Origin of the sequence: Niabella aurantiaca DSM 17617, assembly GCF_000374125.1 — a bacterium.
Classification (GTDB): Bacteria; Bacteroidota; Bacteroidia; order Chitinophagales; family Chitinophagaceae; genus Niabella; species Niabella aurantiaca.
Window position 1 is genome coordinate 187,990 of record NZ_KB893647.1, and the last position, 16,314, is coordinate 204,303.

The 16,314-nt window shown below is 44.1% G+C and carries 13 protein-coding genes; 9 read left to right on the top strand and 4 right to left on the bottom strand.

The genetic code is table 11. From position 1 onward, the window contains the following. Positions 1-4: 4 nt before the first annotated feature. The 6 genes from B160_RS30910 (at position 5) to B160_RS0125360 (ending at position 8,035) form a co-directional block, all read left to right on the top strand. Positions 5-895, top strand: a complete 891-nt coding sequence (locus B160_RS30910) for a glycosyltransferase family 2 protein (RefSeq protein WP_018630768.1) — start codon at positions 5-7, stop codon at positions 893-895. Beyond that, the gene (locus tag B160_RS0125340; RefSeq protein ID WP_018630769.1) at positions 892-1,842 is read left to right on the top strand and encodes an SDR family NAD(P)-dependent oxidoreductase; all 951 of its coding nucleotides are present in this window, start codon (positions 892-894) and stop codon (positions 1,840-1,842) included. The genes B160_RS30910 and B160_RS0125340 overlap by 4 nt, the downstream gene beginning before the upstream one ends. Positions 1,843-1,845: 3 nt before the next feature. Continuing rightward, positions 1,846-2,505, top strand: coding sequence for a nucleotidyltransferase family protein (locus B160_RS0125345; RefSeq protein ID WP_018630770.1), 660 nt, complete (start codon positions 1,846-1,848; stop codon positions 2,503-2,505). A 182-nt stretch (positions 2,506-2,687) separates the two neighbouring features. Then, positions 2,688-3,668 (top strand): UDP-glucuronic acid decarboxylase family protein, encoded by a 981-nt coding sequence (locus B160_RS0125350; protein WP_018630771.1) that lies wholly within the window; start codon positions 2,688-2,690, stop codon positions 3,666-3,668. A gap of 60 nt (positions 3,669-3,728) precedes the next feature. Further along, positions 3,729-5,636, top strand: a complete 1,908-nt coding sequence (gene asnB / locus B160_RS0125355) for an asparagine synthase (glutamine-hydrolyzing) (protein ID WP_018630772.1) — start codon at positions 3,729-3,731, stop codon at positions 5,634-5,636. A 71-nt stretch (positions 5,637-5,707) separates the two neighbouring features. Continuing rightward, the gene (locus B160_RS0125360; RefSeq protein WP_169540133.1) at positions 5,708-8,035 is read left to right on the top strand and encodes a DUF4838 domain-containing protein; all 2,328 of its coding nucleotides are present in this window, start codon (positions 5,708-5,710) and stop codon (positions 8,033-8,035) included. A gap of 62 nt (positions 8,036-8,097) precedes the next feature. On the opposite strand, the gene B160_RS0125365 is transcribed toward B160_RS0125360, so the two are convergent. From B160_RS0125365 to B160_RS0125380, 3 genes are all read right to left on the bottom strand, one after another. Then, a complete protein-coding gene (locus B160_RS0125365; RefSeq protein ID WP_026310026.1) occupies positions 8,098-9,315 on the bottom strand; it encodes a glycosyltransferase in 1,218 nt (405 codons plus the stop codon). Between the two features lie 776 nt (positions 9,316-10,091). Beyond that, entirely contained in the window at positions 10,092-10,775 is a 684-nt protein-coding gene (locus tag B160_RS0125375) for an HAD family hydrolase (protein WP_018630776.1), read from the bottom strand. 269 nt (positions 10,776-11,044) lie between these two features. Further along, positions 11,045-12,397, bottom strand: coding sequence for a hypothetical protein (locus B160_RS0125380; RefSeq protein WP_018630777.1), 1,353 nt, complete (start codon positions 12,395-12,397; stop codon positions 11,045-11,047). A 187-nt stretch (positions 12,398-12,584) separates the two neighbouring features. Here B160_RS0125380 and B160_RS0125385 point away from each other — a divergent pair, with 187 nt between their 5' ends. The 3 genes from B160_RS0125385 (at position 12,585) to B160_RS0125400 (ending at position 15,430) form a co-directional block, all read left to right on the top strand. Then, the gene (locus B160_RS0125385; RefSeq protein ID WP_018630778.1) at positions 12,585-13,850 is read left to right on the top strand and encodes a glycosyltransferase; all 1,266 of its coding nucleotides are present in this window, start codon (positions 12,585-12,587) and stop codon (positions 13,848-13,850) included. A gap of 170 nt (positions 13,851-14,020) precedes the next feature. Beyond that, positions 14,021-14,761 carry a tyrosine-protein phosphatase gene (locus B160_RS0125395; RefSeq protein ID WP_018630780.1) on the top strand — a complete coding sequence of 247 codons (741 nt, stop codon included), beginning with the start codon at positions 14,021-14,023 and terminating at the stop codon, positions 14,759-14,761. Between the two features lie 168 nt (positions 14,762-14,929). Continuing rightward, the gene (locus tag B160_RS0125400; RefSeq protein ID WP_018630781.1) at positions 14,930-15,430 is read left to right on the top strand and encodes an RNA polymerase sigma factor; all 501 of its coding nucleotides are present in this window, start codon (positions 14,930-14,932) and stop codon (positions 15,428-15,430) included. Positions 15,431-15,537: 107 nt separating this feature from the next. Here the strand turns inward: B160_RS0125400 and B160_RS0125405 are convergent, their stop codons facing one another. After that, entirely contained in the window at positions 15,538-16,182 is a 645-nt protein-coding gene (locus tag B160_RS0125405) for an MBL fold metallo-hydrolase (RefSeq protein ID WP_018630782.1), read from the bottom strand. Positions 16,183-16,314: the final 132 nt, after the last annotated feature.

Below are 16,314 nucleotides of genomic sequence, written 5' to 3' on the forward strand. Positions count from 1 at the left end.
GTTTATGAATTGTCTTATTAGTATTATTGTTCCTACATATAATAGAGCCGATCTGATTGGGGAGACGCTTGAATCTGTACTGGCGCAGTCTTATGGTAATTGGGAAGTCATCGTTGTAGATAACCATTCAACAGACAATACCGAAGCCGTGATTTCGAAATATATTTGTGACAAGCGAATTCGTTACATCAAACATAGCCGGAACTATGAAAGAGCACGTTCCAGGAATACGGGGCTTCAAAATGCAACGGGAGATTTTGTTACATTTCTGGATTCGGATGATTTTATATACCCGGAATGTTTGCATGATGCCTATCAATTCCATTTGGAAAACCCGGGTATAAAATTTTTTCATACGTTATATGAGCTGGTAGATAATAACAAAAAGCATATTTATTCTTATAAGTTCCCGTCTTTGCAGAATCCATATAAAGCCCTGGCGAGTGGAAATTTTATTTCGTGTATTGGCGGGTTCCTGCATAAAGATATATATAAAAATATTGCGTTTACGGAAGATCCCAGGATGATCGGAAGTGAGGATTACGAAATATGGTTTAAGGTGATCGCGCAGTATGGTGTCGGAAGGGTCAATAAAGTTAACTGCGGCATACGGGAGCATGAAGGCCGGTCCGTAAATAACGGGGTGTATGACAACCTTGAATATCAACGGGTTCAATTGCAGGAAAAGATTGCATCGGACAAGCTGCTGAGGGAAAAGTTCGGGCGCTATTCCGGAAGGCTGAATTGCAGCTATTTTTTAATGGAAGCATCCGTTAAAGGAGCGATGAAACAAAAGAAAGCAGCGCTGGGTCGAATAAAAAAAGCGGTCATGGCTGACTTTAGTGTTTTGCAAACAAGGCGTTTTTATGCCACACTTTATAATTGTTTAAAATGAAAAAGGAAACTGTATTGATTACCGGAGGGTCGGGATTTCTGGGACGAAACCTCGCCATTAAGCTTAAAGATAAATACAATGTGATATTGGGTGCCCGGAACAATGGAAACAATCAGCTGGCCCAGGTAAAAACAGGTTGCCGGGTTGCTCCATTGGATATTACAAACAGTCAGTCTATTAATGATGTGCTGAATGAATACCGGCCGGATATGATTATTCATGCAGCTGCCACAAAGTTTGTCGATATTTCAGAAGAATATCCGATGGAATGTATTGATGTCAATATACTCGGATCTCAGCTGCTTGCCCGCATTGCTATGGAAAAGGGCATAAAAAAAATTGTTGGGGTGTCTACTGATAAAGCCGCGCCTCCAGTTGGGAATATTTATGGGCATTCAAAAGCAGTTATGGAAAGAATGTTTTGCGCGTTGGATGCAAAATCTCAAACAAGATTTGTTTGTACCCGCTTTGGGAATATATCCTGGTCAACGGGATCTGTTTTCCCCATCTGGAAGCGTATGACTGAGCAGGAGGGGATGATTGGGTCCACAGGCCCGCATATGCGACGGTTCTTTTTTTCGGTAGAGGAGGCGTCCGACTTAGTGATAGAAGCGATGGAGAATATTGAAACGCTTCATGGGGGTATTTTATCCCTGCAAATGAAATCGGCGCAGGTCCGCGATTTTTTGGATGTTTGGTCTGAATATTACAAAGTTCCCTGGAAACAAATCGATGGCCGGCCCGGTGATAAGCTGGACGAAGTGTTGATCGGCAGAATAGAAATTCCACATACGAAAGAACTGGAGATGAACGGGAAAAATTATTTTTATATCAATTATCGGAAGAAGTTTGAAAATGATCTGAAAGACGAAGTTTCTTCTTTGAATGCAGCAAGGCTGTCAAAACAGGAACTACAGCACATAATTGTGAATCAACCCAAGGTATGATCTATGAAAATTAAAAATGCGGTTATTATGGCCGCTGGAAGGGGGATGAGGATGATGCCTCTGACGGATATCGTTCCTAAGGCAATGATACCGTATAAAGGTTCAACACTCATTGCAAACGGAATTGATAAGATCCGGAAACATATTGAGCACATTTACATTACAGTGGGTTACAAAGGAGCATTGCTGGCTCAGCACGTAATTGAGCACAACGTAACCGGTATTTTTAATACAGAAGGGAAGGATAATGCATGGTGGCTGTTCAATACCCTGCTTAAAGAGCTGGATGAACCGGTTTTTGTTCTGACCTGTGATAATGTAATCGAACTGAATTTTGACCTGCTGGCGCATGAATATTATGAACTGGGAGAACCTGCTTGTATGGTTGTTCCGGTTACCCCTGTTAGTGGACTGGACGGGGATTATATTTTTGGGGCAGACAATATAATTAATAAGCTGACGAGAGCGGAAAAGTCGAATATTTATTGTTCAGGAATACAGGTTTTAAATCCTGCTAAAATTAATAGGCTTGTTGACCGTTGCGATAATTTTTATAAGGTATGGCAGCAATTGATTACATTGCAGGAACTTTATTATAGTAACACATATCCAAGTGAATGGTATGCTGTAGATACGGTCGAACAACTGCAGCGGCTAAAATAGACGGGAGCATTATAGCAAATGGCTGTTACCGATAATTCTTACTCCGGAATATGCCTTAAAAAATATATCTAGAGATGCATATTGGGCGTTATATGTATAGTAACTGTGTATGGGCCCTGTCTTAACCAGGTGCCGTCTGAATTATTCTCTTGTGTCTCTTAATTGAAAATACTTCTGTATCTGTGAAAAAAAAAGTATTGATAACCGGTGCGGCCGGTTTCCTCGGATCACATCTTTGTGACAAGTTTGTAGGTGAAGGGTATAAGGTCATTGCTATGGATAACCTGATTACCGGAGATCTGAAGAACCTCGAACATTTATTCCCAAATCCCGATTTTGAGTTTTATCATCATGATGTAACCAAGTATATCCATATTTCCGGCCCCCTGGATTATATTCTGCACTTTGCATCGCCTGCAAGTCCGATTGACTATTTAAAAATCCCCATTCAGACTCTGAAAGTGGGCGCAATGGGTACACATAATTGCCTGGGACTGGCAAAAGAAAAAAGGGCAAGAATCCTGGTGGCTTCCACCAGCGAAGTGTATGGAGATCCGCTTGTGCATCCGCAAACAGAGGAATATTGGGGGAATGTAAATCCTGTAGGCCCGAGAGGAGTTTATGATGAGGCCAAGCGTTATATGGAATCCATCACAACGGCTTATCATAGTTTTCATAAAGTGGATACCCGGATCGTTCGGATCTTTAATACATACGGCCCCCGGATGCGGCTGAACGATGGTCGTGCTTTGCCTGCCTTTATTGGGCAGGCATTGCGGGGAGAGGATATTACCGTCTTTGGTGATGGGTCTCAAACACGCAGCTTTTGTTTTGTCTCGGATTTAATAGAAGGTATTTACCGGTTGTTGTTAAGCAACTATACCGGCCCTGTAAATATTGGAAATCCGAACGAAATTTCACTGAAGCGTTTTGCGGAAGAAGTGTTGGCGCTGACCGGCAATAAAGTAAAAATTGTGAGCCTTCCGCTACCCGTTGATGACCCCAAACAGCGGCGGCCGGATATTACGCTGGCGAAGAAATTGCTAAATTGGACCCCCATCATTTCGAGAAAAGAAGGGTTGGAGAAAACCTATCATTATTTTAAAGAACTTCCTCAGGAAGAATGGTACAGGCAGCCTAAAGAATTTTTAAGTGGCAAATGACGAGCATTAAACATGCTCGCTTTTCATTTTACATGCTGAATTTTAAATTTATCATTTCCTATGTGCGGTATTGCCGGTTTTGTGGATTTTAATTGTAGAAGCTCCGGGGAAACGATCTTTAATATGGCTGCTTCCATGCCTCACCGGGGGCCCGACGGACAATCGGAGTTTTTTGACCAGCAGGAAGGTTTCCAGGTGGGCCTGGGGCATCGGCGTCTTTCGATCATTGACCTCAGCCATGCTGCGGATCAGCCTATGTTTTATGAGGACCTGGTGATTGTTTTTAACGGGGAGATCTATAATTACGGGGAAATAAAAGAGGAGCTGATTGACAAAGGACACCGGTTCCGGACTACATCCGACACGGAAGTGATCCTGCACAGCTGGAAGGAGTGGGGAGCGGCTGCCATCCATAAATGGCATGGTATGTTTGCGCTGGTACTGTATGACCGGAACAAACAGGAGCTGGTTGCCATCCGTGATCGCGCGGGCGTGAAGCCGTTTTATTATTCCTTTCAGGAAGGCTTGTTCCTTTTTGGATCAGAGCAAAAGGCCTTGATGGCCCATCCGGCTTACAAAAAGAGCCTGGATCCGGCTGCAGTAGCCTCTTTTCTGCAATATGGGTATGTTTCTGCTCCCTATTCTATTTTTAAAAACACCTTCAAGTTGCGGGCGGGACACCTTTTGCGGTTAAATATAAAGAACAGGACGCTCATTACTGAGCAGTACTGGAATGTATATGATCACTATAACAAACCGAAATTAAAAATTGATCTGGCCGATGCGGTCACGGGAACCGAACGGATTCTTGAGAAAGCCTTTCAGTACCGTATGGTAGCGGATGTTCCTGTTGGCGTATTTCTCAGTGGCGGGTTCGACAGCACCTGCGTTACTGCGCTGTTGCAAAAGAACAGCACGAAGAAGATCCGGACCTTTACCATCGGCACAACTGATCAGAAGCTGAACGAAGCACCCTTTGCCAAACAAATTGCGGCGCATCTGGGTACGGATCATACCGAGTATTATTGTACGGCAAAGGAAGCCATGGACATCATCCCGGAGCTGCCCTTTTATTATGATGAACCCTTTGCAGACAGCAGTGCCATCCCTACCATTCTGGTGAGCCGGCTGGCCCGGCAGAAAGTAACCGTGGCGCTTTCTGCCGATGCAGGCGACGAGATCTTTGCCGGTTATAACCGGTACGATTATATCAATCGCTACGGAAGCAGGCTGCAGCGGATCCCGGCACCGTTGCGGAAAATGGCAGCCGGCCTGATGGAAAAGATCTCATCAGACAGCATCCCTGTGCTTAGGAACAAAGCGAATTTTCACAGTCGCTACGACAAGTTGAAAAACCTGTTGAATGATCCGTCCACTGCAGCATTGCTGAAGAACCTCAGCATTGCTTTTTCCGATAAAGAGATCGCCCGGATCTTCAATTCCCATTCGTTCCAGGCAACACTTCCTACCCTGCATCAAAGCAGGGAACTGGAAGAAGCTTTTTATGACCCGCTTTCGTATATGATGGCCGTGGATTATCAGACCTATCTGGCGGACGATATTTTGCAAAAAGTAGACCGGGCCACCATGAGCACCAGCCTGGAGGGCCGGGAACCGTTTTTAGACCAGGATATTATTGAGTGGGCGGCGCAATTGCCGGCAGACTATAAGTACCATAATGGTACTAAAAAGTATATACTGCGGGAGATCGTGCATCAGTATGTGCCCAAAGGATTGATGGACCGTCCGAAGATGGGCTTCGGCATTCCGGTGGGGGATTGGATGGCCGGGGAACTGCGGCCATTGGTGGAAGAATACCTGGGGGATGCTTCATTGAAGATGCACGGATTGTTTGATCCGGAGGCTGTTCATCGGCTGAAGAATGATTTTTTTGCCGGAAGAAAGGAAAAGCACCTGAAGGTATGGTATTTATTAATGTTCCAGATGTGGTATAAAAAATGGATGTGAATCTGCCGCACCGGATTTTGACCAGACGGCCATCCCCAATAAAATTGTTTTACGGGGCAGGATGCAATATTTTGCTTCTGCTTCTTTTTTGTACAGGACCTTTTCTGCCGATCGAGGTTGGAGGGCAGGGACGATCCGGTAAAACGATCACCCGCTATAAAGGCACGGCCAATGAGGCGATAAAGGATCTAAATGATGTATTGAAGCCCTACAATGCGGGCATCATCAATATTTCGAAAGTTCCTTTAGAAAGCAGGACCGGCCAGGAGTTTTACCTTGCCGCAGACAATGGATCCGTTACTATAAAATATACAACACAAAATAGTCTGGAGAATGCCATTTATACTTATCTGGACCTGCTGGGGTTTCGCTGGTATGGGCCGGGAGACAACTGGTTTGTGGCGCCGAAGGCTCTAAAGCGCCTGTCCTTAGCCGGCAAGTGGATAAAACCTTCTTTTCGGAACCGTGCTTTTTTTGGTACGGGAGGGCTCGATTTTGGTACACCACAGCCGTATGATCCTCAAAACCTGTATAAAAAAAAGTGGTATGACTGGAAGCGGCGTAACCGTTTTAACGCCGATTTTCAGAGCGTGGGACATACCGGCCAGGCTTTTTATTTGCAAAATAAGGCATTGCTGGATGCGCATCCCAATTGGTTTACGAACGAATCCGGAAAGATCAACGGTCGTATAAAGGTTGACCAACCGGCTGCAGTAGCGGCATATAAAAACTGGATCAAAAATATCTATTCCAAATCGGAGACGGAATTTACGGCTTTGGGAGTGGATCCGGAAGATGGCCGGGGCGGCAGTGATGATCCATTACCCCACGGAATGGCCGGGATCAAAAATCACGCCGATAAATGGTGGTGGTTGGCGAATCAAGTGGCAAAAGATTACCCGGAAAATGATCTGCATACAGTGATCACAGCTTATGCATATGGAGATGGCCCTTACAATGCGTTGGCTCCGTCCTTTAAGTTAAGGAAAAATGTATACCCGGTCATTATCCCCTATGCCTTTCAAAAAGCCTATCAGCCGGAAGAAATGGTGAAAGTTTGGGCAAGCAAGATAAACGGCAACATGGGGATCTATGATTACTGGAATATTACACAGTGGAGCAAAGGATTGCCGCAATTTGATATTTACAGCATTCCCGAAAAATTAGATTTCTGGACTAAAAACAAAATTGATGGAATTTATCTGGAAACTACGGATGCGGCAGGCCCGATGGGGCATGCATTGTGGTTGGCGGGACAGCTGGAGTGGGATGTACATGATCGCTTTGAGCGCCTTTATGGGCAATACCTGGATGACTGTTTTGGAAAAGCAGCTCCGGCAATGCGGCGGATGTTTGACCGCTGGAGCAGGAAATCCCAGGGCGCGGCAGAAGTGAGTTTTTCCCTCAATGATCTAAAGGAGGCCGGTTTGCTGGTAGCAAAAAAAAGCGCTGAATGGAAACGGATCAATGAGCTGAAAGCCTATGTTCATTTTATGAAGTTGTATTATGAGCATGATGGCACCCAGGAAAGCAAAGACCGGCTCTTTCGTTACCTGTACAGCATTCATCATCTGATGCTGGTACAAACGGCTGCTTTTATCGGGCAGGATTATATTGCCCCCCTGAACAAAGGAAATATTGTTCCTTCGGGAAACGGCACCAGACCTATATCTCCGGAGGAAATTGAACAGTTGTTCCAGAAGGATCTGAGCGTGGCCGCCCGGCCCTATACACTTACGGATTTTCAGTTTGATATGGACAAGGTAAAGTATAAGGAGCCAATACCCAAAGAGTCCTGGCGGTTTGGAGGGTTTCAATGTCGTTTTTATTTTAAAGCGCCTTTTTCAGGAATGCTCCATATAGATGCAGGAGGACTTTCCGAAACCCCGTTTCTTATGATCTGTAATGGTAAAATACTGGTAAAAGAAACGATCAAAAAGGAGAGTAGCGACTATGAAGAAACATTATCGGGTCGGACCTGGAACATGAAAAGATTTAAAATACCGGTAGAAAAAGGAAAGATTTATGAATTCGAAACCAATTATGGAAGCAGCCGTATTGTGATGCAAACCCCAGGAATTGTCTTGTTTAAGAACCCGGGAAGCGAAGATTTTGATAACTATGCCTATCCGGTGCAGTACTTTTATGTTCCTCAACATACACAGGAGATTGTTTTTTATGACCAATATCCGGAAGGCACGAATGGAAGGGGATACCTAATAGCTCCGGATGGCAAAGTCCTGAAACGAGAGGCGACCGGTTCAAAAAATATTTATCGAGTGCCGGTTGCGCAGCAATACCAGGGCAAGGTGTGGAAAGCAAACTTCGGGCACCCCCTCTGGGGATTTAAAAATATTCCCAATATTACAAGTTTGCAAAAATTTGAGTACGGGGAATAAAATAGTTCCATTTGTGTACCTGGTTTGAGTTTACGATCTGGTTTGGAAAGCCGTCAATTTGCTCATTTCAGCGATCGTATTTGTTGATAGATGTTTCTATATAGCTCAAGTGCATGTTCCAGGCTGTAGTAGGAAATGACAAAGTCCCTGTTTATCGTTTTGATATCAGATATTTCCATCTTTACTGCTATTTCCTGTAGTGTTGGAACGTCGAGATTCTTTAGTATAAAACCTCCCCCACTTTCTGTCACGATCTTTTCCACATCGCCTATTTTATTACAGATCACCGGTATGCCCATCGCTAATAACTCCCCCAGCTTGGTGGGTGAGCTGGCGATTTTTGAATAAGCCGGCTTAATAAAACTGAGGCTGACGTCGCTGGCCTTGATAAGTTTGGGAACATCTTCCCGGTTGGCGAATTGCACGATGATTTTTGTCTTGTCCAGTTTCAGTTTTGATGCAGCCTTGTATATAATTGATGGGTCATCGGGTGAAAGTACCAGGAAAAATGAATTGCTCCGTTTTTCACGAATGGTTTTATAAAACAAAAGCATTTCATCCAGCAGGTACCAGGTTCCAAGGGAGCCGAGATAACTGACCACAAAAGCATCTTCAGGGATATTCAATAGCTTTTTCGCTGTTTTATGATCGGCTTGTGTTCTTTGTGTAAACAGTTGCATATCCGCTGAGCAGGGTATAATCGTAATAGGTGTATTTTTATTATAGGCATCCCAGGTTTCAATTTCGCGTTTCGCTGCTTCTGTAAGACTTATTATATGATCGGATTGTTTGATGAACTCGGCTTCTTTCAATTTCCAGCTTCTGTAAGCGACCCTATAGACCCATTTGCGGCTGTCCCATATTGCACCGTCCACTCGCTCGTCTACCCAGAACCCCCGCATATCAAATAGAAACTTTACGCCAAATCTTCTTTTTAGCAACATTCCGATTCCTGCCGCCAGATAGCTGCGGCAGTGAATAATGTCGAACCGCGTTGTTTTATGAAGCTTTATCGCTTGATTTGTTAACAGGTAAAGATCATAATATTTTGCAAGAATGGGAGGAGTGGTATGAAACGTAATATAGTGCCATTCGATGTTGGCGGCATTGCAAATATCCTCAATAATATTTTTCCTTTTTGCAAGCCGGTCTTTTTTTTCGCAGCTCAATATTGTAATAGCATGACCGCTATGAGCCAGTCCTGTTAGGTACGGTAATATTTGTGATTGCCCCAAAGTGTCAGTAAGACCATCATAAGTGATAAATAACGATTTAGCCATTTGGGTACTCTATTGGGTTTGGTTTTTTAATTTTAATAAAAGCTGGATGGATAGCCAGAATATCAAGAAGTAAACGTTTATGTATAATGTAATCAGATTGTTGGTAAATAAATAAATAATAATAGAATACGGTAAAAAAATAAGATAAAAACAGCTTTTAAACGGGGCGGTATCCCTGTTTTTGATGGTAAGCAGGTTTTTGCTGTCCATGTAAGTGAGTGTGCGGAAGAAAACGTAAAAGATCAGAATTCCCGGCAAGGTTAAACCGAGTTGATCGCTCCTCAAAAAAAAGAAGATCGGCGCATAAAATCGTATTACCGCCAGGCTGGCGAATGTAAATGTTTTAAATGCCTTTGTTGACATAAGATTGTGCAGGGCGTAGGTAAGGACAAGAAATGTATAGAATCCCACCCAGATAAAATTGCCCCATGCATTGATGAAAAAGGAGATTCCTGTAAAAAATAGTAACCGAAGTAATATAAATATGGCAACATCTCCGTTTGTCACTTTCCATTTTTCAAGACGTTTTCGCGGATTGGTTTCAAAGCGGACGGCGATATAGTCGTTATAGATATAGCCAATTTCATATAGAGATATAAATGCAATATAGCCCAATGCGAAATGGGTTAATGCCGTTTTAAGGGGTGTTTGGAAAAAGATCAGTAACAAGATGCCCAGCAAAAATTCAGCGTAGCCATGAAAGATGATCGCCGCTTTTGTATTTAAACGCGTCTTTATGAAATATCCCATGGGAAGTGCCAACAGTATCTTTTGCATCAATGCTTTCTTGAAAGGGTTAAAATAGTTATGCCAGGTATCTTCTTCCAGAATAGTATATCGCTTTTTTTGTAACAGATGGCAATCTTTTCGATTGCGGTCTCCAATAGCTGCCGATCCGTATGATTATCACTTATGGCCATATGAATCATTTCGGAAGGGGCTGTTATTTCCTCAATGGCCTTCATTTTTCTGGCGCTAATCTCTCTACGGATTTTGCCGGTATATACATTTCCCTTTATTTCCAGGCTGGTGGCTACATAACGGCCCGCTGGAAGCTTTTTGGAGATAAGCTTTGCAACCGGTTCAATGGTGGAGGAAGCGAGGATGATCTTTTCGGGATCAAACCGATTTAAGAGTGTATGCGTCTCCTGTATTTTTGAATGACGAAGTATTTCTGTATAAAATTCCTCCGTCCATTGTTCCATCTTTTCAATGGGAACGCCTTTGAATATCTTCAATGCTCTGGCTTTCAGGTAGTCTTTTCCTCGTATCTTTTGCAGAACAGCGAGGCAGTAAAAAAAGGGACTTGTCTTTGACAGGAATAACCGGTAGGAGGCTATTTTGAGAGTGGGTACTTTTTTTTTCCGGATGCAAAAGCTAATGAAGTCAAAAGTAGTATTGGAATAAAAAAGTGTGTCGCAGATGTCACTTACAATATAGCCGCTATTTGTAGGATGCATAGGTGGAACAAAGGATTACAAATGGATAGATTATGTTGCTGACATCCGGTATCGGAGTTGGTAATTTATATTCTTGCATATGCAATTCATTCATACTTACAGGACACGGGAATACTTATAATAAATTGAGTTCAAAAATAGTATAACTGGTCCATTTGGAAAAAACTGCATCTTTATCGCTTCCGGACAAAAACGTCTCTGAGATGCAGGAAAGAAGGAAAAGATGCCGGTTTTTTTCCAGCTGCCGATCCGGTATTTATGTCGCTTTTTTATATTCGCAAAAAGCCCAATAACGGCTTGCTATGGGGGGTATTTTTGTAATAAGTCAATAGTATTGCTAGTGAATAGAAAGGGAGGCACGGAATTTTATATCTGGAAAGGGCGCCAAAGTTTCCGGAACTGATACCTACAGCGAAAGCAAAAATTACTGCGAAAATAAGACAGAACTGAATGGTAGAATCGGACATAATTGTTTTCCAGCATTTTCGGATCCCTAAAACAATTATCACCTTTAGTGTAAGGAACAGGAATAAAAAAGCTTCCAGAGCTGATGTTAAAATAATAAGTTTTCCCGATTCCCACAGATAAGGTCGAAACAATGTTACGTTTACGGCCAGGGGGAATTTTAAGATCATATCTCCAATGCTATTCGTCTTTCCTAGGTCATAAGCTGAGCCTTCATCTGCTGAAGAATACATGATCCAATCCCTGGTTGTTTGAGCTGTCTGCTCAATGTTGTCTAACGAATAGCGCCCCAGCGTATCTTCACCCAGGGATGTCATTATATAAAAGGACCCGGCAAATGCAGCTGATAAGACGATTAACTTAATAAGAAACTGTCCGGCGGCATTTTTCATCCTGGAAGTATATACCGAAAGCACCCAGATCAGCAGGGCCGGTAAAAAGGCCAGCAGGATATATATTTTCACCCGGGCCACCAGCCAAAAGCTCAATAAAGTTAGCAGAAGATTCCCGGGTTTAAAATTCCGCTGGATCAGGATCTGGAAAACACCATAAGTGAGCCAGCCCAGTCCAAAGAGACAAACCGTATCCTTAAAAATTCCCGAGCCCCATACCACCACACTGGGAATAAAGAGAACGGCAATGCCAATGGGTTTTACGAATCCAGGATAGATCCGGGCGAAAGTCCGGAACAGCGCCCACATACCGGTAAAAGAAATGGCTGCAAAAATGGTTGCAATAGGCAGGTAGGTCGTGCCGACAGGTAAACCAAAAAAGGCAGTAAGCGCCACCACGCTGTAGCTTGCAGGATCCTGGTACCAGTACATACGGCTGATATAATCATAATAGCCGATAGTACTTTCGCTGGGAATGTGAAGCAGCAGGTTAAGCCATTTTACCGGAGAATCCCCGAAAGCACTGTTGATGATCTTCGCATGAAGGAAATAGTTCATGGTATCTCCGCCTCCGTAATAATATTCATATACCAACCCGATAAATACAGCCCCGGAAATCTTCAACGTTAGACCGGCAATGAAATACGGCCGGTAAGGATGGCCCGGCGGGTAGTTTCGGTTGCGGAACCGGAAAGCAATGATATAAATGACCGATAACACAAAGGGAAGAATCGCATAATCCAGTAGTGTTATATTTTGAACCATTCTTAAATCAGACTTTTGTCAGCTGTAAAAATAGGAGTTTCCCCAGTATCCATACAATTTGTCATATTGTTTTCATAAAACTTCCTTACCTTGTGCGGGAGAGCCCTGTTAATTACAATAACAACAGGGCTATTTTGTATGATGAAAATTGAAGTTTTATCCCATACTGGTGTAAATTTTTTGCAAAATGCCAAAAATACTGCGAATTCACAACCGTCTGATCACAGGAGGGCCGGTTTTTAATGTACTGAACCTTACCAAGTTCCTGGAACCGGATTTTGAAACCCTGTTGGTGGTGGGTGAAAAAGAATATCATGAGCAGGATGCGGGTTTTATTGCCGAAAAAATGGGCATCAAACCCCTGCTGGTCCCGGAAATGGGACGTTCGATCCATCCAGGGAAAGATTATAAGGCATACCACCGGCTTACCGAGATCATCAAAGCGTTTAAGCCGGATATTGTACATACGCATGCTGCAAAACCAGGCGCCGTAGGCCGGCTGGCGGCACATCATATGAAAGTTCCCGTGGTGGTACATACTTACCATGGACATGTTTTCCATTCCTACTTTAACAGGGCTAAAACCCAGGTTTTTTTGAATATCGAACGTTATCTGGCAAAAAAGAGCACGGCATTGATTGCCATTAGCCCGGAACAGAAGATGGAGCTGGCCCGGCAATACCGGGTAGCAAAAGAAAATAAATTTCATGTGATCCCGCTGGGTTTTGAGCTGGAGCGGTTTATGGAGGGCAGGGAAGAAAAGAGAAAAGCATTCCGGGAAGAATTTGGATTGGCTGATGATGAGATCGCCATTGGCATTACCGGGCGGCTGGTTCCGGTAAAAAATCATGACCTGTTCCTGGAGGCACTGGCCTATGTCCTTAAAAACACCACTAAAAAGGTACGAGCGTTTATTGTGGGAGACGGCACATCAGGACCACAGATCCAGGCAAAAGCGGCGGCCCTGAATATTCCTTATTGTCTGAAAGGGGAGGCGTTTCATGAACGGCCACTGGTCTTTACGTCCTGGAGATCGGATATGGATGTAGTGAACGCCGGTCTGGATATTGTTTGCCTTACTTCGCTTAATGAAGGTACGCCTGTAAGCCTGATCGAGGCCCAGGCTGCCAATAAACCGATCGTTTCCACAAACGTAGGCGGGGTTAAGGACGTGGTACATAAAGGAGAAACGGCGCTTTTGGCGGGGATTGAGGACAAACGAACACTTTTTAACCATCTGCTTTCGCTCGTGAACGATGATGATTTGCGGGCGTCGATGGGAAAGAACAGTGCCGGCTTTGTTTCCGAACGTTTTGGAGTAACAAGACTGGCCTCGGATTTCCGGAATTTGTATTATTCGTTATTGAACAGGAATGCACATTTCAATAAAGAAGTCCGGCCTGTTTTTTCAGAACAACTCCGGGAGCTTCCGCTGCATCAAAGCAATGTATAACCTGCCCGCGGTTATTTCTGAACCATTCCGGATCCCCTTTTTAATACCCGGCTTGCCCCGGGGTGACAGGATGGCGGACGGCACATATTCTGCTTATGATCAGGTTTTCCGGCTGACGGAGGACTGATTCGGGATTAAAATTTATATTTGTCCGCAATTTCATAAAATATATGTTCGGTCTTTTTTCGAGAAAAAACAGGAAAACAAAAATCGACTACACCTTGGTAAAGACCGATATGCATTCGCATTTGATCCCTGGAATTGATGACGGTTCGCCGGATATGGAAACCTCGGTTGCCCTGATCCGGAACTTTAAAGAACTGGGATACTCCAAATTGATCACGACTCCGCATGTGCTCTGGGACCTGTATAAAAACACCCCGGAGATCATCGGGCGGGGTTTGGACCGGCTCCGGAAAGCCCTGGCAGCGCATCAAATCGATATAGAGATCGAAGCGGCAGCGGAATACTTTCTGGATGATCATCTGCTGGATCTGCTGCAAAAGAATGAGCGCCTCCTGACCATTAAAGATAGCCTGGTACTGACGGAATTTTCCACTATGCATCAGTCCATGTCGATGAAAAATGTCCTGTTTGATGTACAGATGGCCGGATACCAGCCCATACTGGCCCACCCCGAACGGTACGTGTACCTGTATAAAAACTGGGACCTGTTTCATGAAATAAAGGACAACGGAGTACTGTTCCAGCTCAACCTGCTTTCGGTAACCGGTGGTTACGGTGCCCGTGTGCAGGAAATAGCCCGGTACCTGCTGGAGCATGATTTTTATTCGCTTGTGGGAACCGATCTGCATCACACCGGACATATGGAGCGTCTGAAAACGCTGGAAATCCCCGTAAAGCTCCAGGAGCTGCTTACAAACGGCCGTATATTGAACAACAGCCTCTAAATAGCCTAAAGCTGACAGCTCCAATCTCGATTCTCACATCTCAATGCTTAACGCCCTGCCTCTATGTCAGCTGCCATCAAACGGTAAACTTTTTGTTATAATTGGTCGGGTGGCTTTGCGCTTACCGGGTAAAGCTTTAATTTAGACAAATTTCAAAAAAGGCGGGTTATGGCAAATAAAGAATTTAACGAACTGTTGGTAGACAATGCCGATTTTCTGAAGCCTTTCGCTGTAAATCTTACAAAGAATTCAGAATCAGCGAATGATCTTTACCAGGAAACCTTATACAAAGCGCTGGCAAATTCGGAAAAATACCATTCGGGAACCAATATAAAAGCATGGTTGTTTACGATCATGCGCAACATTTTTATCAATGATTACCGTAGAAATGTAAAGCGTAAAACCATACTGGACAGCACGCCGGAAGATTATCTGATCAATATGAGCCAGGTCTCTGTGGTCAATACTGCAGAAAGCTCCCTAAGGGAAAAAGAGATCAATACGGCCATTGAGGGTCTGCCGGAAACATTTAAAGTACCCTTCCGTCTTTATTTTGAAGGATACAAATACCAGGAAATAGCTGAATACCTGCAGGAACCGCTGGGCACGATTAAAAGCAGGATCCACTTTGCCCGTAAATTGCTAAAAGAGCAGATCCGGAGGTATTAGAGGTTGCACCTTTGAGGTTTAATGTTTCACAATTGGGTTCTGGAACTTAAATGTGAAGTTTCCCTCAAAACCATGACCGACTTGAAACGTTAAACCCGGAACTTCACTCATCCCTCATTTACAAACGGATTATGTTTTCTTTCATACCCGATACTGGTACCAGGTCCGTGACCGGAATAAACCTTGGTATCATCCGGAAGGGTGTACAGCCGGGTCCGGATCGAATGCTCCAGCGTAGCAAAATCTCCCCCAGGCAGGTCCGTACGCCCGATGCTTCCGCTGAAAAGCGTATCGCCGCTGATGAGGATGCCGCTTTCTTTATGGTAAAATGACAGGCTGGCCGGTGAATGTCCCGGTGTGAAAAGAAGGGTGATCGTATCGCTGCCCAGGGAAATGGTATCGGAGGCCTCCAGGAAAACAAGTGGTCCGGTATAGGCCTCCAGGGAGAACCCGTACATTTCCGCTACTTTGGGTCCGGACTGTAAAACCACCTGCTCGCCTTTATGGATGTGCAACGGCAGTTTCCAGGTGTCATATACAAACTGGTTGCCCAGGATATGATCGATATGGCAATGGGTATTGAGCAGGTAAACCGGTTCCAGTTTTTTTTCGTCAATAAACCGGACAAATTCTTCCAGCTCCGTTTCGTTGGAAAATCCCGGGTCAATAATGAGGCATTTCCCGGTTTCGTTATAAAGGATGTAGGTGTTTTCCTGGAAGGGATTGAAGACAAAGCGGTGAATTGATAACATAACAAATCTTTATTTTACTTTTAGGCCATGAAACGTTCCGGATCTCCCTGTGATGAGTACAAAAATGAAGCACCGGCACTGCTCTTTCCGGAAAAAACGGCCGCTTTTAAACGAGCAAATATACGGATGAAC